At 36.3% G+C, this 15,479-nt stretch carries 15 protein-coding genes and 1 pseudogene; 15 read left to right on the forward strand and 1 reads right to left on the reverse strand.

Annotated elements, in window-relative coordinates:
* Positions 1-70 precede the first annotated feature (70 nt).
* From QUF86_RS16680 to QUF86_RS16745, 14 genes and pseudogenes are all read left to right on the forward strand, one after another.
* On the forward strand, positions 71-2,491 hold the full coding sequence (locus tag QUF86_RS16680) for a heavy metal translocating P-type ATPase (protein WP_289334923.1): 2,421 nt from the start codon (positions 71-73) through the stop codon (positions 2,489-2,491).
* Positions 2,492-2,516: 25 nt separating this feature from the next.
* Entirely contained in the window at positions 2,517-3,398 is an 882-nt protein-coding gene (locus QUF86_RS16685) for a hypothetical protein (protein WP_289334924.1), read from the forward strand.
* Positions 3,399-3,423: 25 nt separating this feature from the next.
* A complete protein-coding gene (locus QUF86_RS16690; RefSeq protein WP_289334925.1) occupies positions 3,424-3,759 on the forward strand; it encodes a (2Fe-2S) ferredoxin domain-containing protein in 336 nt (111 codons plus the stop codon).
* 279 nt (positions 3,760-4,038) lie between these two features.
* Positions 4,039-4,341, forward strand: a complete 303-nt coding sequence (locus QUF86_RS16695) for a four-helix bundle copper-binding protein (RefSeq protein ID WP_483313958.1) — start codon at positions 4,039-4,041, stop codon at positions 4,339-4,341.
* Between the two features lie 117 nt (positions 4,342-4,458).
* Positions 4,459-4,756 (forward strand): annotated as a pseudogene (locus tag QUF86_RS16700) (tyrosine-type recombinase/integrase); the annotation flags it as partial.
* 577 nt (positions 4,757-5,333) lie between these two features.
* Positions 5,334-5,942, forward strand: coding sequence for a uridine kinase family protein (locus QUF86_RS16705; protein ID WP_289334926.1), 609 nt, complete (start codon positions 5,334-5,336; stop codon positions 5,940-5,942).
* 117 nt (positions 5,943-6,059) lie between these two features.
* Complete coding sequence (locus QUF86_RS16710; protein WP_098311049.1) at positions 6,060-6,407, forward strand: VOC family protein; 348 nt, start codon at positions 6,060-6,062, stop codon at positions 6,405-6,407.
* A 487-nt stretch (positions 6,408-6,894) separates the two neighbouring features.
* The gene (locus tag QUF86_RS16715; RefSeq protein WP_289334927.1) at positions 6,895-7,848 is read left to right on the forward strand and encodes a beta-propeller fold lactonase family protein; all 954 of its coding nucleotides are present in this window, start codon (positions 6,895-6,897) and stop codon (positions 7,846-7,848) included.
* Positions 7,841-7,990: a hypothetical protein gene (locus QUF86_RS16720; RefSeq protein WP_289334928.1), complete on the forward strand. Its 150-nt coding sequence runs from the start codon at positions 7,841-7,843 to the stop codon at positions 7,988-7,990. The genes QUF86_RS16715 and QUF86_RS16720 overlap by 8 nt, the downstream gene beginning before the upstream one ends.
* Before the next feature lie 407 nt (positions 7,991-8,397).
* Positions 8,398-8,685, forward strand: coding sequence for a GNAT family N-acetyltransferase (locus tag QUF86_RS16725; protein ID WP_289334929.1), 288 nt, complete (start codon positions 8,398-8,400; stop codon positions 8,683-8,685).
* A gap of 563 nt (positions 8,686-9,248) precedes the next feature.
* Entirely contained in the window at positions 9,249-9,887 is a 639-nt protein-coding gene (locus tag QUF86_RS16730; protein ID WP_289334930.1) for a glycosyltransferase, read from the forward strand.
* 98 nt (positions 9,888-9,985) lie between these two features.
* Positions 9,986-10,252: a hypothetical protein gene (locus QUF86_RS16735; protein WP_289334931.1), complete on the forward strand. Its 267-nt coding sequence runs from the start codon at positions 9,986-9,988 to the stop codon at positions 10,250-10,252.
* Positions 10,253-11,091: 839 nt separating this feature from the next.
* On the forward strand, positions 11,092-12,288 hold the full coding sequence (locus QUF86_RS16740; protein ID WP_289334932.1) for an FAD-dependent monooxygenase: 1,197 nt from the start codon (positions 11,092-11,094) through the stop codon (positions 12,286-12,288).
* A gap of 532 nt (positions 12,289-12,820) precedes the next feature.
* Complete coding sequence (locus QUF86_RS16745) at positions 12,821-13,381, forward strand: histidine phosphatase family protein (protein ID WP_289336244.1); 561 nt, start codon at positions 12,821-12,823, stop codon at positions 13,379-13,381.
* A 302-nt stretch (positions 13,382-13,683) separates the two neighbouring features.
* On the opposite strand, the gene QUF86_RS16750 is transcribed toward QUF86_RS16745, so the two are convergent.
* Positions 13,684-13,827, reverse strand: coding sequence for a hypothetical protein (locus QUF86_RS16750; RefSeq protein ID WP_289334933.1), 144 nt, complete (start codon positions 13,825-13,827; stop codon positions 13,684-13,686).
* A 321-nt stretch (positions 13,828-14,148) separates the two neighbouring features.
* Here QUF86_RS16750 and QUF86_RS16755 point away from each other — a divergent pair, with 321 nt between their 5' ends.
* Entirely contained in the window at positions 14,149-15,306 is a 1,158-nt protein-coding gene (locus QUF86_RS16755) for a trans-sulfuration enzyme family protein (protein ID WP_289315995.1), read from the forward strand.
* Positions 15,307-15,479 lie beyond the last annotated feature (173 nt).

Genomic DNA, 15,479 nt, shown 5'->3' on the forward strand with positions numbered 1-15,479 from the left:
TCGTCTCGGCACGTTTTCTTCCCTAATAAATATACCCCACTGTAGTATGTGGTGATAGGAGTGTAAGGTTATGAGCGATAAAAAAGAAACAACACTTCAAATAGCTGGCATGACGTGTGCTGCCTGTGCAGTGAGAATAGAAAAAGGTCTCAAAAAAATAGATGGAGTAGAGGATGCAAGCGTGAATTTTGCTTTAGAAAAATCAAAAGTAACGTTTGATCCATCCAAATCAAGTGTTACCCAACTTAAAGATAAAGTTGAATCCTTAGGGTATAAAGTGGTTAGTGATAAAGCTGAATTTGATATATCTGGTATGACATGCGCAGCATGTGCTAACAGGATTGAAAAACGTTTAAACAAGTTAGATGGAGTACAAAATGCAACTGTAAACTTCGCCTTAGAGTCAGCCCTTGTAGAATATAATCCTGATGAAGTTTCGGTCCCAGATATGAAGGATGTTATTAAGAAATTGGGTTATCGTTTAGAACAAAAGCAAGATTCTACAGGCGAAAAGGTTGATCATAGACAGAAGGAAATTGAGAAACAAACAGGAAAATTCATATTCTCTTCTATTTTGTCCATCCCTTTACTTTGGGCGATGGTCAGTCATTTTGAATTTACATCTTTTATTTGGCTACCAGAGATGTTCATGAATCCATGGGTCCAACTCGCACTTGCGACTCCTGTTCAATTCTTCGTTGGCGGTCAGTTTTACGTAGGCGCCTTTAAAGCATTAAGGAATAAAAGTGCAAACATGGATGTTTTAGTTGCACTTGGAACCTCTGCAGCTTATTTCTATAGTGTTAACTTAAGCATTTTGTCAATAGGGTCCGATGCACACATGGTTGAATTATATTTTGAAACAAGTGCAGTGTTAATTACTCTCATTATATTAGGTAAGTTATTTGAAGCAAAAGCAAAAGGGCGTTCATCGGAAGCCATTAAAAAACTTATGGGTTTGCAAGCCAAAACAGCCACAGTTTTAAGAGACGGTCAAGAAATGAATTTACCTATCGAAGAGGTAATAGCTGGAGATATCGTTTATGTTAAACCAGGTGAAAAGGTACCTGTAGACGGAGAAATATTTGAAGGGAGATCTGCCCTGGATGAGTCAATGATTACAGGTGAAAGTATTCCTGTTGATAAAACAGTAGGAGATTTAGTAATTGGCTCAACCATTAACAAAAACGGGTTTCTGAAGGTTAAGGCAACAAAGGTAGGAAAGGATACCGCCTTAGCTCAAATTATCAAAGTAGTCGAAGAAGCACAAGGATCAAAAGCGCCTATTCAACGCTTAGCCGATGTCATCTCAGGAATATTTGTCCCTATTGTAGTGGGTATAGCGATTATTACGTTTCTTGTGTGGTACTTTATTGTAAGTCCGGGAGAGTTTGCAGTAGCTCTTGAAAAGTTAATTGCCGTATTAGTTATCGCCTGTCCATGTGCTCTAGGCCTAGCTACTCCTACGTCCATTATGGCAGGGTCAGGTCGAGCAGCTGAATATGGGATTTTGTTTAAAGGCGGAGAACATCTTGAAACCACTCATCGGGTGGATACAGTGATTCTTGATAAAACGGGAACTGTAACAAATGGAAAACCAACACTTACAGATGTTATTCTCTCAAATGGGTTTGAAGAAAAGGAATTTTTAAAGTTAGTCGGAGCTGCAGAGAGAAATTCTGAACATCCGTTGGCTGAGGCGATTGTTGAGGGTATTAAAGAAAAAGGTATTGAACTAGGCAGCTCAGAACACTTCGAAGCCATTCCTGGTTTTGGAATCGAGTCTAAAGTTGAAACCAAATCCTTGCTTATCGGAACGCGCCGACTTATGAAGAAAAACAACATTGATGTTGGAAACATATTACCTAAGATGGAAAACTTAGAAAAGCAAGGTAAGACCGCAATGCTAGTTGCAATTGATCATGAATTTGCCGGAGTGATTGCAGTTGCAGATACAATTAAAGATACTTCTCAAAAAGCAATTGAAAGGTTAAAAAATATGGGTCTTGAGGTTGTTATGATTACAGGAGATAACAAGCAGACAGCTCAAGCAATTGCAAATGAAGTCGGAATTGACCATGTTATAGCAGAAGTCCTGCCTGAAGGAAAGGCAGAAGAAGTTAAAAATCTTCAAAAATCTGGAAATATAGTGGCGATGGTCGGTGATGGAATTAACGATGCTCCAGCGTTAGCTACTGCTGATATTGGCATGGCAATCGGTACGGGTACGGATGTAGCAATGGAAGCTGCTGATATCACCTTAATCAGAGGAGACTTAAATAGTATTGCCGATGCCATCTTTATGAGTAAAATGACGATTCGAAATATCAAGCAAAATTTATTTTGGGCCTTTGCTTATAATGCTATAGGAGTTCCAATTGCAGCACTAGGTTTTCTGGCACCATGGCTGGCAGGAGTAGCAATGGCATTTAGTTCAGTTTCAGTTGTTTTAAACGCACTCAGATTACAAAGGATTAAGTTAAAAGGATAATCTATTTAAAAGAGAGGGTTTTTTCATGAAACAAAAAAACATGTTGACCTGGGCGGTTTCAGCCATTGTGTATCTTGGATTAGTAATTGGCGGATATTCCGTATATGCAAGCTTGAACGGTAATAACGATCACACTGATACCCATGATGAGGCAAAAACAAATGGTAACGAGGAAAAAGAATCTATTAATGAGCAAGCACATAACGATAATCATATTAGCCAAAGTAGTGATGGTAAGGATTCAGGGCATTCAGATCATGTAGATCAATTAGAAAGTAAAGTGGTCACAAACGTAAAATATGAAAAAGGTTTAATTATTATAGATGTGAAGGATAAAGATCAAAATTCACCTGAATTAGAAATTTCACATGAAAAGATTATGCATTTAATTATTGTAAGTGCCGACTTAGAAGATTATTATCATGTACATCCTGAGGAAAAAGGAAAGGGCGTTTATATTCTGAAATTTGACCTACCTGAAAACTCTTATAAAGCGTTTGTTGATATTAAACCTAAAAACCTTGCCTACCAGGTTAGTCCGATAGGGCTGCACGTAGGGAAAGGTCATAGTGAACATAAGGAAAACCCACTTAAGGTTGATACAAACTTAACAAAAACAATCAATGAAAAAACAGTTGAATTAACAACTACAGAGCTAGGAATAAACAAAGATGTGACATTAAGTTTTGATACCAAAGGGATTACTCCAGAACCCTATCTGGGTGCTCTAGGGCATGTTGTTATTTTGGATGATAAGGGTGAGAAATTTGTTCATGTGCACCCTACATCAGAAGAAAAGACACTATTTGAAACAAAATTTGATAAGCCTGGGATCTACAAAGTGTGGGGAGAATTTAAATTTGATGGTAAAGTCAATAGCTATCCATTTGTTATAGAGGTCAAATAAAAACGAAGAACAAAGGGGAATTTTTATGAACTTAGATGAGGTTAGCAAACATCTATTAATTTGCAACGGGAAAACATGCACGAAGAATGGAGCAGAAGAAGTAACAGAGACCATTAGAGAAGAATTGAAAAACTTAGAGCTGCAAAAGGAGATTCACACAACAAAAACATTATGTAACGGGCAATGCAAGCATGGTCCGATCGCTGTTCTATATCCACAAGGAACCTGGTATAAAGAAATGAATAAAACAAAAAGTGAAGAACTTATTCGTCAATTGAAAGAAAACGATAATGTTCATTTAGGTTCTGAACTTTATTACCATGATGGGAAAACATTTAAGAACCATGAGAGTGAACTGTAACATTATAACTTTATCAAAAAGTCGTTGCTGTAATAACAGGGCGCCTTTTCTGGAAGAAAAAAATGTACGTTATTCAATAATCTGGCGGTGGTGGGATAAGGAAATTTTTATGGACTGATCGTTTTTACCGATCAGTCCATTTTCTATTAATAGGGTTTACTCCACTTATGAGAGTTGTACAATACTAAGTAATGATAAAACGTAACTATTTAGGGAATTATGAAAAATGATTTGATAATGAAAGGAGCTACTTAGATGCATGAAAAGTATCAGGAGTGAATTCAAGAATGTTTGCGTTGCATGCAGGTTTGCAACCATTGTTATGATGCCTGCTTGAAGGAAGAGGACTTAAAAATGATGGCGGAGTGCATTCGCTTGGATCTTGAATGCGCAGATATATGTGCTTATGCGGCAGAATCAATGGCACGTAATAGCCCATTTGTCCAACAGATTTGCCGGATTTGTGTGAAAATTCGTGAAGCTTGTGGAAATGAATGTAAAAAACATGATCATGTTCATTGGCAGCAATGTGCAGAAGCTTGTCTCATTTGTGCAGAGACATGTCGTAAGATGGCTAGTTAATATTTTAATCCCTCAACACCCTATTGATACTATTATTGATAGGCTGTTTGTATTTGTTTTATTTTTTTGTTGAATCGAAAGGTTATCAACTTGTATGGATTTATGTAGTCATAGGGATGCTCAATAATGTTATTATATTACCGACAGGAGGAAGCACTCTTTGTGACAACACGCGCCCCCCATCGAATGAGTATTTCTCAAGCGAGAAACGTTATAAAACTGTTAGCAAAGAGAACGGACATTAGAGCATTCATCCTCATCAGCTTAGACATAGTTACGTCACAAATTTATTGAATAATGGAGCTCCTCTGGAAGTGATTCAAATTTAATGGGCCATGAAAAAAGTGAAACCACAAAAATTTATGCATATCTAAGTGGTGCAATGCGGAGAGACTTGTATAGAAAGTATTTTTAAGGGACCAGGGGTCCTTTTTTTTGTTTTTAATGAACTAACGGGGCAGGTTAATTTAATAAGAAGAAAAAATAAGGTAAATTATTCCAAGTGTTATGCTATTATGAAACTAAAACTATTAATAAACTATAAAAATAGTAGGATGTGTAAAATATGATTGAATATAAAGGTGGTAAAGAATATTGGAACAGAAGTGAGTGTGATTATAATTTTGTATTTCGTACATTAGCAGATAGTTACCCTCAAGATTATGAGCGATATATAAATGAATCAATGGAATTCATAAAAAAACATACAGTTCTACTCTGCTCGACTTGTCATTATAAGTGGGTACATAATGAAACCCATATATCTACCGCACAATGTCCTTCCTGTAAATCATTGGAGTATCAAATATTATAAGCCCATAATAAGAGTTGAATATGTACGTTAGTAATCGTGCAAGAGTCACAAATCAAACTGTCATTTTGGCAGCTTTTATTGTTTCACTAACGGGCAGTTTAGTTTAATAAGAAAAGGTTATTATATGACGGATAGAGAACTAACAAAATTAGTGAATAACTGAAGGTAGTGAATTAAGATGAATTTTAAAATAATTAAGGGCCAATTTAGTTCTTTCAAACAATTAGTAGATGGTATAAATGAAATCTCTAAAAAACAATCTACACTCCTGATCGGGATAGACGGTTGTGGAGGTTCTGGAAAAAGTACATTTGCTGATAAAATAAAAGAAGAATGTTCTAATGTAACGATTGTTCATAAGGATGATTTTTACCTTCCTTCCTCTCAAATTATAAATACACATCCAACAAAAAAACCTATTGGTGCTGATTTTGATTGGAAACGTCTTTTAAATCAGGTGCTGGAACCAATAAGGCATGAAAAAGAGGGACATTATCAACGGTACGATTGGGAAACGGATAGCTTAGCAGAATGGCATACTGTTCCTTTTGGTGGCATTGTAATAATCGAAGGCGTATATTCTATTCGAAAAGAAATAGCAGATAAATACGATTTCAAAATATGGGTTGATTGTCCAAGAGAAAAACGTCTTTCAAGAGGTGTCGATAGAGACGGTGAAGAAGCCCGTGAAATGTGGGAAAATAATTGGATGATTTCAGAAGATATTTATGTGGAAAAACACAAGCCTTATGAAAGGGCTGATATTGTTGCTGATGGAACTAAATAAATGAGAAGTTTTTCAACTAACGGGCAGTATAGTTGAAAAAGGAACTTAAATTTAAATCTCGAATATCTAATGTAATCGGATAGCTAAAAATTTGATGACAGACAGGAGTTAGATACGATGATAAAAGGCTTCGGAGGAATATTTTGGAGAACTAAGAATCTTGAAGTTATAAAAAAATGGTACAGTGAAGTGTTGAAGATTGAAATAGAAAATTGGAATGGGACTGTGATAAAACCCCAATTAGGAAATGAGACTATCTTTTCTTTCTTTACCGAGAATGACAGTTATTTTCCAACAGAACAACAAGTGATGTTAAATTTCCAAGTACATAATCTAAACGAGACTATTAAGCATCTTGAACATATTGGTGTACCTCTTGCAAAGAAAAAAGAGATTAGTGAATTTGGAAAGTTTATTTGGATTGAAGATCCTGAAGGTCGACTGATCGAGCTTTGGGAGAAATAACGAGTTGTAATTCATTTGCTATTGAGCTACCATGAAAATAAGTTTCTTTAAAAATGAAAAATGACAATACTTAAGAAGACCCTGCTCAATCGTTTTAAAAAAAAGAGGAGGCGTTAATTAATTAGTCTATAGATTAGGGTTGACTGGATTAAGGTCAGTATCAGTATTGACACTTCCTAACCATTTTCATTCTTTGTGGTGAATCGCCGATTTTTGCGATTCATGGATGGCTAACGGGTGCGTTAGCTGAAGATCGGAGCTGTCTTTAAGACAGCTTTTTCTTATGGAACTAAAGGGGCAGGTTAGCGAGTATTTGTGAGAAAATCGTATTAAACTGAGGGAGTTTATTAAGTAAAGGAGTCAAGAAAAACAAGAAATCCCTCTTAAACTGCATTTTTGAGGAATTGATTCACTTATGCTAGTCCCATACGATAATCATATGAATATATTATATTGAATCAAAAATTAGTTTAAGGGGGCTAAGGAATTGAAATCAGAATTACATCACTCCGATTCCAAGCTTGTTGCCTATGTTGTAAGCTTTTTTGGAATGACTATAACAGTGGTAGACCTCATTAAGGACGAAATTATTGCAACCATTCCTGTTGGCAGAATTGCATTTGACATTGCCATTACACCCGATGGAAAGTTTGCTTATGTTACGGTTGCTTCGACTAATTCGGTCGAAGTAATTGATACAAAATCAAATACTGTTGTTAAGACCATTCCTATGGGAGAGGATCCTACTGATATTACGATTACACCAGACGGAAGGCTTGCCTATGTTACGGATTTTATAGAAAATAACGTGTATGTGATTGATCTCAAAACCAATATCGTTATCGATATCATCGTATCAGCAACCTTTAATGATCCTCAAGGGGTTGCGGTTACGCCAGACGGAAAGCGTGTTTTTATAATAAACACCGGAAATGATCTAGTATCTGTAATTGATACAAAAACCAATACCGTAATTGGAACAGTTGCTGTGGGGAATATTCCTCTTGATGTTGCGATTACACCAGACGGAAATTTTGCTTATGTAACGAATTTTTTTAGTCGATCTGTATCCCTAATTAATACAAAAAAGATTACCGGTGTTGATACGATCCGTGTCGGAGATGGACCTGATGGGATTGCCATTACACCCAACGGAGAACGTGTGTATGTTGTTAATGAATTTGAAGATACAGTATCTGTGATTGATACCGACAAGAATAAAGTTATAGAAACAATTCAGGTAGGAGATGAACCCGTTGAAATTGACATAACTCCTGACGGAAAACTTGCTGTTGTTACAAATTTTAATGATGGCACCATATCTGTCATAGATACGGAAAAAAATAGAGTAATCAAGACACTTCCAGCAGGAGACTCCCCAGTCAGTGTGGCTATTTTAGCTAAGGGCAAAGAGGATGAGGAGGATGAAAGTGATGACTAAGGAAGAGTTGCTTTCGATCATTCGTACAGAGTTAAAAAACAATCCGAAAGAGTCTAGTTTAAATATTGCCAAAAAGAACAAAATCCCGATTAACATTGTTGAACTTTTTAAAAGAAGAATAACAAAGGAACAAAATCAGTAATCAAAAGTATGAAAATAAGGATTCATCTCCTTTCAGATTGATGTTGAAGATGGAGTCGGCTTAGCGACTCCATTTAAATTTTGTTGAGCTTTTAGGTAAGGGTTAACAAAAAATGACATGGTAATTCTGCTCCTATTGAGCTAACAGGTGCTTTACTTCATTACCAGGAGCCGATCAGCAGCTCCTTTTCTTATGCAACAAACGGGGCAGAATAGTTACAGAAGGAATACATAATTTTGCAGCGAAATTAAATGCTTATAAACTTTAATTAAGGGGGGAGAATTATTGAAATTCATACCAATTGATATAAGGAAGCATAAGGAGTATATAATTCCTTTTCGTAGGGATTCTTTCGTTGTTAGTTTTGGTACAGATAAAGATTTTGGAGATGAAAAAAATTATCTAGATTGGTTACAACAACAGTCAGCCAAAACCCTAAAGGCTTTATTGTACTAGAAAACGAGGAACCAATCGGTCAACTTGAACTAACTTTTAAGGAATATGAAGGAAGAGAAATTGGTTATATTAATCTTTATTACAGTATTCCAGAAAAACGGGGAATGGGGTTAGGTTCACTTTTACATGACTATGCAATTAATTTCTTTAAAGCCAGTTGCGTTAGTGAATACCATCTTCGTGCTTCCCCATCAAACGATCACGCAATAGCATTTTATAGGAAAAATGGAATGAAATAGATTAAATCTGAAATGGAGGGTAAAGTAATTAGAATGTCTGGAATTATTTAAAGACTGAGTTTTTCAACAATAAAGGTGCCTAATAACAACCTTTTTTATTTGGGAAAAGTTTGTGAAGAAATGTACTTAAACTACCATGAAAATAAGTTTCTTTTAAAATGGAAAAATGACAATACTTAAGAAGACCCTGCTCAATCGTTTAAAAAAAAGAGGAGAGCGTTAATTAATTAGTCTATGGATTAGGGTTGACTGGATTAAGGTCAGTATCAGTATTGACACTTCCTAACCATTTTCATTCTTTGTGGTGAATCGCCGATTTTTGCGATTCATGGATGGCTAACGGGTGCGTTAGCTGAAGTTCAGAGCTGTCTTTAAGGCAGCTTTTTCTTTATGCAACTATCGGGGCAGGATAGTTGCATAAGGAATAACTTGGTTTTTTTCTCCTTCATTTAAAAGCCACTTATTTACAGATCAACAGGGTATAGAACCATTATTATGAATATTAAAATTCCATATTATCAATAATAAAAAGGTGCTTTTTAACTTTGGAAGGAGATGGTTTTATGAAAAAAATATTATTGATGGGATTTATTTTATTATTTCCTCTAAACATGGTGGCTGGAACAACCAGTGCATATGCTAAACCGGAAGTACAACGTATTAGCCAATCTGAGGTAAAGTTCGAAAATGAATTCAGGAGACTTTGGATTGATCATGTATTGTGGACAAGTAATTATATTACAAGTGCAACAACAGCTGGAGCGGAGGATCAAAAACAGGTACTGGCTAGGCTTCTGAAGAATCAGGAGGATATTGGTAATGCTGTAAAGCCAGTATACGGAGAGAAATCTGGGAACAAACTTACGGATCTGCTTAAGGAGCATATTGTTATTGCGGGAAAGATTGTAGATGCGGCTAAAAGCGGAAATAATGCCTTGGTGCAACAGCTAAACAAAGAATGGTATAGAAATGCAGATGAAATAGCAGCTTTCCTTAGCAGTGCCAACCCCTATTTGAAAAATGAAGATCTAAAAAATTTGCTGTATATGCATCTGAAATTAGTGACAAATGATTTAACTGCAAGCTTAGCAAAAGATTGGAACGCAAGGATCGTTTCAATTGACGATGGGGTCACACATATAATCCAAATGGCAGATACTATCTCTGCGGGAGTTGTAAAACAGTTTCCGGATAAGTTTTAAAAAAATCTTAAGAATCCTCCAGCATTCTGTTGGAGATTCTTTCATTATGAGGGGCATTTGCTTATGTTTATACAACTGGTTCATACAAATAAACATTAATGCGTCATCTATCAACCTTAGCTCACTGGAAAAAAGAAAATAAATATGGAAAACCTAAATTTGAGAACGGAAATGTTCCTAATGCTGTTTTTCTAGTTAATGGTGCAGGTGGTTCAACATTGTGTAAAGCAGAAGCAATACCTGTAAAGGTTACAAAAGAAAAGGATCTACTGCCACATAGTATTGGATGTAAATGCAACTTATCTTTTTGCGGGAAACCAGAACGCTTACTAGATATGGATAAAGAAAAATATACTTTAAAGTAAACGTTTTTTTACTAAGTTGAGGCTTTAACTGAAGATAGGAGTTGACATTGTGGCAGCTCTTTTCTCATAGCACTAACGGAGCAGTTTAGTGAAAGAAGGAGATAACCCTAATTTGGATGTATTTATAAGTAATCAAAGTCGATCTCTTTTCACCCCTTTCACTTATATAACTCCTAGAATTTAATTACGTTACAAAAATATTTAAATATTTTACACTAGGCAATTATGTTATTTTCTCGATTACCAATCTCCAAATGATTCAGGATCAACATAATATATTTAATTTTCATCAAAATAAAAATAGGCATATTCAAAAGAATATACCTCATCCTTCTTTAACTTCTTCTATAATTTAAGCACAATATCATTACCAGAAGGATCAATTTTTCTTCAGATTCTTCCTCCATTAAATGGCCCTTTAACGGAATAACTTATTGTCACTCAACAGTTCCTTAATCTATCTTTCAATTCAGATGTTCTTTTCCTTTTCACTATAAAAACACCCCTTTAGATAACCATCTAAAGGGGTAGAGTATCGCAACAATTTTATAAACGTCGCGACTTTATTTTAAATCCACAACGGAGGCGTTAATTAAAGATTATTGAGTTGCATAGGCAGCTCTTTTTTTCTTTATTGAACTAACCTGGAGTTAGTTTAATAAGAACTATACTAACTCCAGGTTAGTTGAAGAGTGCTGTTTGATCTTTATTCAACAATTGGGCCATTTTGTTAAATAATTAAAGTCCTAATATTTTACTGTGGTAAATAAGTTAAATAGGCCGTGAATATACTGTGGATATGTTAAGACTTTAATTAGGATAGGAGTGAATAAGCTATTATGAAACAAACGATGCGCGTTCTTATTTCTGGTGCGAGCATTGCCGGTCCGGCACTTGCTTACTGGCTTCACCGCCACGGATTCGACGTGACTGTAATAGAACGTGCACCAGCATTGCGCACGGGTGGGTACGGGGTTGATATCCGTGGTGCAGCCATTACGGTGCTTGAGGGGATGGGTATACTCGATCAAGTTCGTGAAGCTGACACGAACATGACTGGTGTTTACTTCGTGAATAGCAAAGGCAAGATCGAAGGTCAAATAAGCGAAGCGAGTATGGGGAACCACCTGGGTCTGGACATCGAAATCATGCGTGACGATCTTTGTCACATTTTGTACGATTTAACTAAGGATACGGTCGAATACATTTGGGGCGATTCGATTACAGCAATACATGAGACTGAAGCTGGTGCAGAAGTTCAATTTATTAATTGCAAGCCGCAGACTTTCGATCTGGTAATCGGAGCGGACGGTCTCCATTCTAATGTGCGCACCTTGACTTTTGGCGACGAAGCACAGTTTAAACGTACGCTTGGCTGTTATATCTCAATTTTCACCCTTGAGAATTTCCTCAACCTCGACCACCGCCAGCTGTTTTATACGATACCAGGCAAAACTGTAGGTATGTATAGCGCCCGTAACAATACCGAAGCAAGGGGTATGTTCTTGTTCCAATCAGATACATTGAAATACGACCGCTATGATACAGAATCTCAAAAGAAACTTGTAGAAAGTGCCTTCGTAGGCCATACGGGTTGGGAGACCTCGAATCTACTCAAAACCATGAAAGATGCGAAAGACTTTTATTTTGACGAGATTTGCCAGATTCACATGCCGACATGGTCAAAAGGTCGGGTTGCATTGTTAGGAGATGCGGCGTATGGCCCATCACCCCTATCGGGTCAAGGGTCTAGCCTGGCGCTTGTCGGAGCTTTTGTATTAGCCGGTGAACTCAAAGCTGCAGATTGCGAGTACACCCGTGCCTTTGTTGCCTACGAACAAAAAATGAGAAAGTTTGTTGAGAAAAATCAAAAAATAGGACTAATGGCTGCTGGGAGTATGATTGAAAGATCAAGCTTCAAAATCTTTCTACGCAATTTAATGTTTCGCGTACCCATCCTTATGGTCGTATCGTTTAAGATGATTTCGAAAATGATAGCGAAAGCTGCCAACGGGATTGAACTGAAAGATTATTAATATGAGTTTCAACCAGTCTGTAAAAACTGATAATTTCTTTGCTTGTGTGTTATTATCACCACTTTTTATTATCAGTAACAATACAAAACCCGAATAAGTTTCTGCCTGCTCTTAAGTCTTTAATAATATTGTTGATTTTCCGCAATCGGGAGCGATTCTTTAATAAGGTTCGCTTTCCTTATAGAACTACCATGAAAATAAGTTTCTTTAATAATGAAAAATGACAATACTTAAGAAGACCCTGCTCAATCGTTTAAAAAAAGAGGAGAGCGTTAATTAATTAGTCTATAGATTAGGGTTGACTGGATTAAGGTCAGTATCAGTATTGACACTTCCTAACCATTTTCATTCTTTGTGGTGAATCGCCGATTTTTGCGATTCATGGATGGCTAACGGGTGCGTTACTTCAATAACAGGGGTTGCTGCGGCAACCTTTTTCTTACGGAACTAACGGGGCAGGTTAGTTAAACAAGGAAATTAAAGAGAATAGTAAAAATAAGTTTTTACTACTAAATTGGGGGATACTTATATGATAAAAAAGATTTATGTTGTGAGACATTGTGAAGCACAGGGTCAACCTTCGGAATCACAACTAACAGAAAAAGGATTGAAGCAAGCCAATTATTTATCTGAATTTTTCTCTAATACTAAAATTGACCGAATCATATCAAGTCCATTTTTACGTGCTATTCAATCAGTAGAATCACTAAGTGAGAAAATAAACTTAAAAATAGAGATTGATGAACGTTTGTCAGAACGTACACTAAGTACAACGGACTTACCTGACTGGTTTGAAAAACTTAAAGCAACGTTTAATGATATGGAGTTGAAATTTGAAGGAGGAGAGTCGAGTCAGGAAGCAATGAACCGAATAGTAAACGTTGTAGATGAAGTTTTTAAAAATAAAACTGAAAACACAATAATCGTTACTCACGGAAATTTAATGTCTTTACTGCTAAAGAATTATAATAATAACTTTGATTTTGAATGTTGGAAGAATCTTAGTAATCCTGACGTCTTTCAATTAACTTGTACAAAAAATGATGTAAATATGGAACGTATATGGCAAGAAGAAACAATAATAAATATTTGATTAGCCGTATTATTTTGTTCAACTAACAGGTGCTTTACTTCTATATGGGGCTGGAAACAGCTCCATTTCTTATGCAACTAAAGGGGCAGGATAGTTGAAGAGTACTGTTTGACCTTTGTTCAACATTTTGGCCAGATTGTTGAGGAAGAGCAGCAATTAACCATATATTAGATGCAGGTCAACCACTATATGTAGTGGTTTTGGGGTAAAAAATTAGCAAAAATCGGGCCGAAACGTGCATTTTCCGGCCCGATTTTTTGAGGCATTTTATAGATGACATTCGCTATCCTGCTATTTTAAGATCATTTTCTGTAAAGCCTGTTTTGTGTCTCATCAACGAGCGGCAGCATCTTTTTCAGCTTTAATTTTTTTTCTTCCGTAAGGCTATTGAGATAAGCTCTCATCTTTTCGACTAGCTCTGGTGTTAAATAATTACTTTCATTCATTTGGATCAACTCCATTATTTTTAATAATTGGTCTGCACTTATATTTTGGTTTAATGATATTAGTGTTTGTAGCTAAATTCTTCTCAATTTTAGAAAAATATTATCAATATTGCTAAATTGGTAATTTCGATAATTACTATGTTTTGCAGTGCACCTTGCCAAAAATGTAAATAAATAAAGAATTTTAATATTAAAACTGTAGATTTTATAAGGGTTTACAGAATTGGCATAATTTTTGCATATAAAGACTTGCATACAACTAATGGGAAGAAATAAAAACGGCAGCATTTCAGATTACTAAAATTAGGAGGCATAATAATAATGAACTATTCATCAAAGCTAGTAAAAGTAAATAAAGATCCAGGGCATGGCTCACACATCTCACCTGTTTATATGACTTCAACATTTGTTTTTGATAATGCAGAAGTAGGAGCACAACGCTTCGCAGGAGAAGATCCAGGATTTATGTATTCACGCCTGGGAAATCCAAATGTAAGAGAACTGGAAGAGAAGGTAACGGCATTGGAATTTGGTGAAGGTTGTTTGGCTTTCTCATCTGGAATGGCTGCCATAACTGGCTGCCTTTTGGGTGTTTTGCAGGCAGGAGATCACGTTGTTGCACACACAGCGTTGTATGGGGCGACGCACGCATTTCTATCCAAAACAGTAAAGAAATTTGGAATTGATGTAACATTTGTACCGTTTAAGACAGGGGAAGAGCTTGAACCACACATTACAGATAGAACGAAAGTGGTCTACTTTGAAACTCCTTCTAATCCCACGCTTTCCTTAGTGGATATGAAGAGTGTAGCGGCGATCGCTAAGCAAAAGGGTATCTTGACTATTGTTGATAATACGTTTTTGTCCCCATATTTACAAAATCCTATTCTATGCGGCATTGATATTGTTGTCCACAGTGCAACGAAATATTTGTCGGGTCATGGATATCTTATTGGCGGACTAGTGATTTCCAGCAAGGATATTATTGATCCGATGAGAAAAGAAGTGCAGAAGACTATGGGAGCAAATTTGGCCCCTATGGATGCCTGGCTTCTCTTTCAAGGGATTCGTACATTGCACATTCGCATGGACCGCTCACAAGAAAATGCACAAATTTTGGCTGAACGCTTGGAAAAACATAAGGCTATAGAGAAGGTTTATTTTCCAGGGCTAGCAAGTTTTGAAGATAAAAATATCATGGAGAAACAAATGAAAGGTCCTGGAGCAATGATTTCTTTTGTCTTGAAGGGGGGATACGAAACAGGTGTTAAAGTTATGAATTCTGTAAAACTGAGTACTTTAGCAGTTTCCCTAGGAGATGTAGGTACCTTAATTCAACATCCAGCTTCGATGACACATGCGATAATCCCTAAAGAAGAAAGAGAAAAAGCAGGTCTTTATGATGGACTCGTTCGTTTTTCGGTTGGAATTGAAGATGTAGAAGATATATGGAAAGATCTCGAAATGGCATTAGAATAACTGTACGGCTGGAGGATTTGTCAATTATATTGCGGTTAAAGGAATAATAATGCTGGCATGAATATGCAAATTAATATTCATATTTAAGAGATTATATACTGGGCGGTGAAAAAGTCAAGGTTGTGCCGAATGGGACAGACTTGATGAAAGAAATGCAACAAGTAGCGAAAGAG

It is taken from the genome of Peribacillus sp. NJ11, from assembly GCF_030348405.1.
In the GTDB taxonomy this organism is placed as follows: Bacteria; Bacillota; Bacilli; order Bacillales; family DSM-1321; genus Peribacillus.

Coding starts and splice junctions, on each gene's coding strand:
- QUF86_RS16680 (WP_289334923.1), top strand. CDS start 71: ATGAGCGATAAAAAAGAAACAACACTTCAAATAGCTGGCATGACGTGT.
- QUF86_RS16685 (WP_289334924.1), top strand. CDS start 2,517: ATGAAACAAAAAAACATGTTGACCTGGGCGGTTTCAGCCATTGTGTAT.
- QUF86_RS16690 (WP_289334925.1), top strand. CDS start 3,424: ATGAACTTAGATGAGGTTAGCAAACATCTATTAATTTGCAACGGGAAA.
- QUF86_RS16705 (WP_289334926.1), top strand. CDS start 5,334: ATGAATTTTAAAATAATTAAGGGCCAATTTAGTTCTTTCAAACAATTA.
- QUF86_RS16710 (WP_098311049.1), top strand. CDS start 6,060: ATGATAAAAGGCTTCGGAGGAATATTTTGGAGAACTAAGAATCTTGAA.
- QUF86_RS16720 (WP_289334928.1), top strand. CDS start 7,841: ATGACTAAGGAAGAGTTGCTTTCGATCATTCGTACAGAGTTAAAAAAC.
- QUF86_RS16730 (WP_289334930.1), top strand. CDS start 9,249: ATGAAAAAAATATTATTGATGGGATTTATTTTATTATTTCCTCTAAAC.
- QUF86_RS16735 (WP_289334931.1), top strand. CDS start 9,986: ATGCGTCATCTATCAACCTTAGCTCACTGGAAAAAAGAAAATAAATAT.
- QUF86_RS16740 (WP_289334932.1), top strand. CDS start 11,092: ATGAAACAAACGATGCGCGTTCTTATTTCTGGTGCGAGCATTGCCGGT.
- QUF86_RS16750 (WP_289334933.1), bottom strand. CDS start 13,827: ATGAATGAAAGTAATTATTTAACACCAGAGCTAGTCGAAAAGATGAGA.
- QUF86_RS16755 (WP_289315995.1), top strand. CDS start 14,149: ATGAACTATTCATCAAAGCTAGTAAAAGTAAATAAAGATCCAGGGCAT.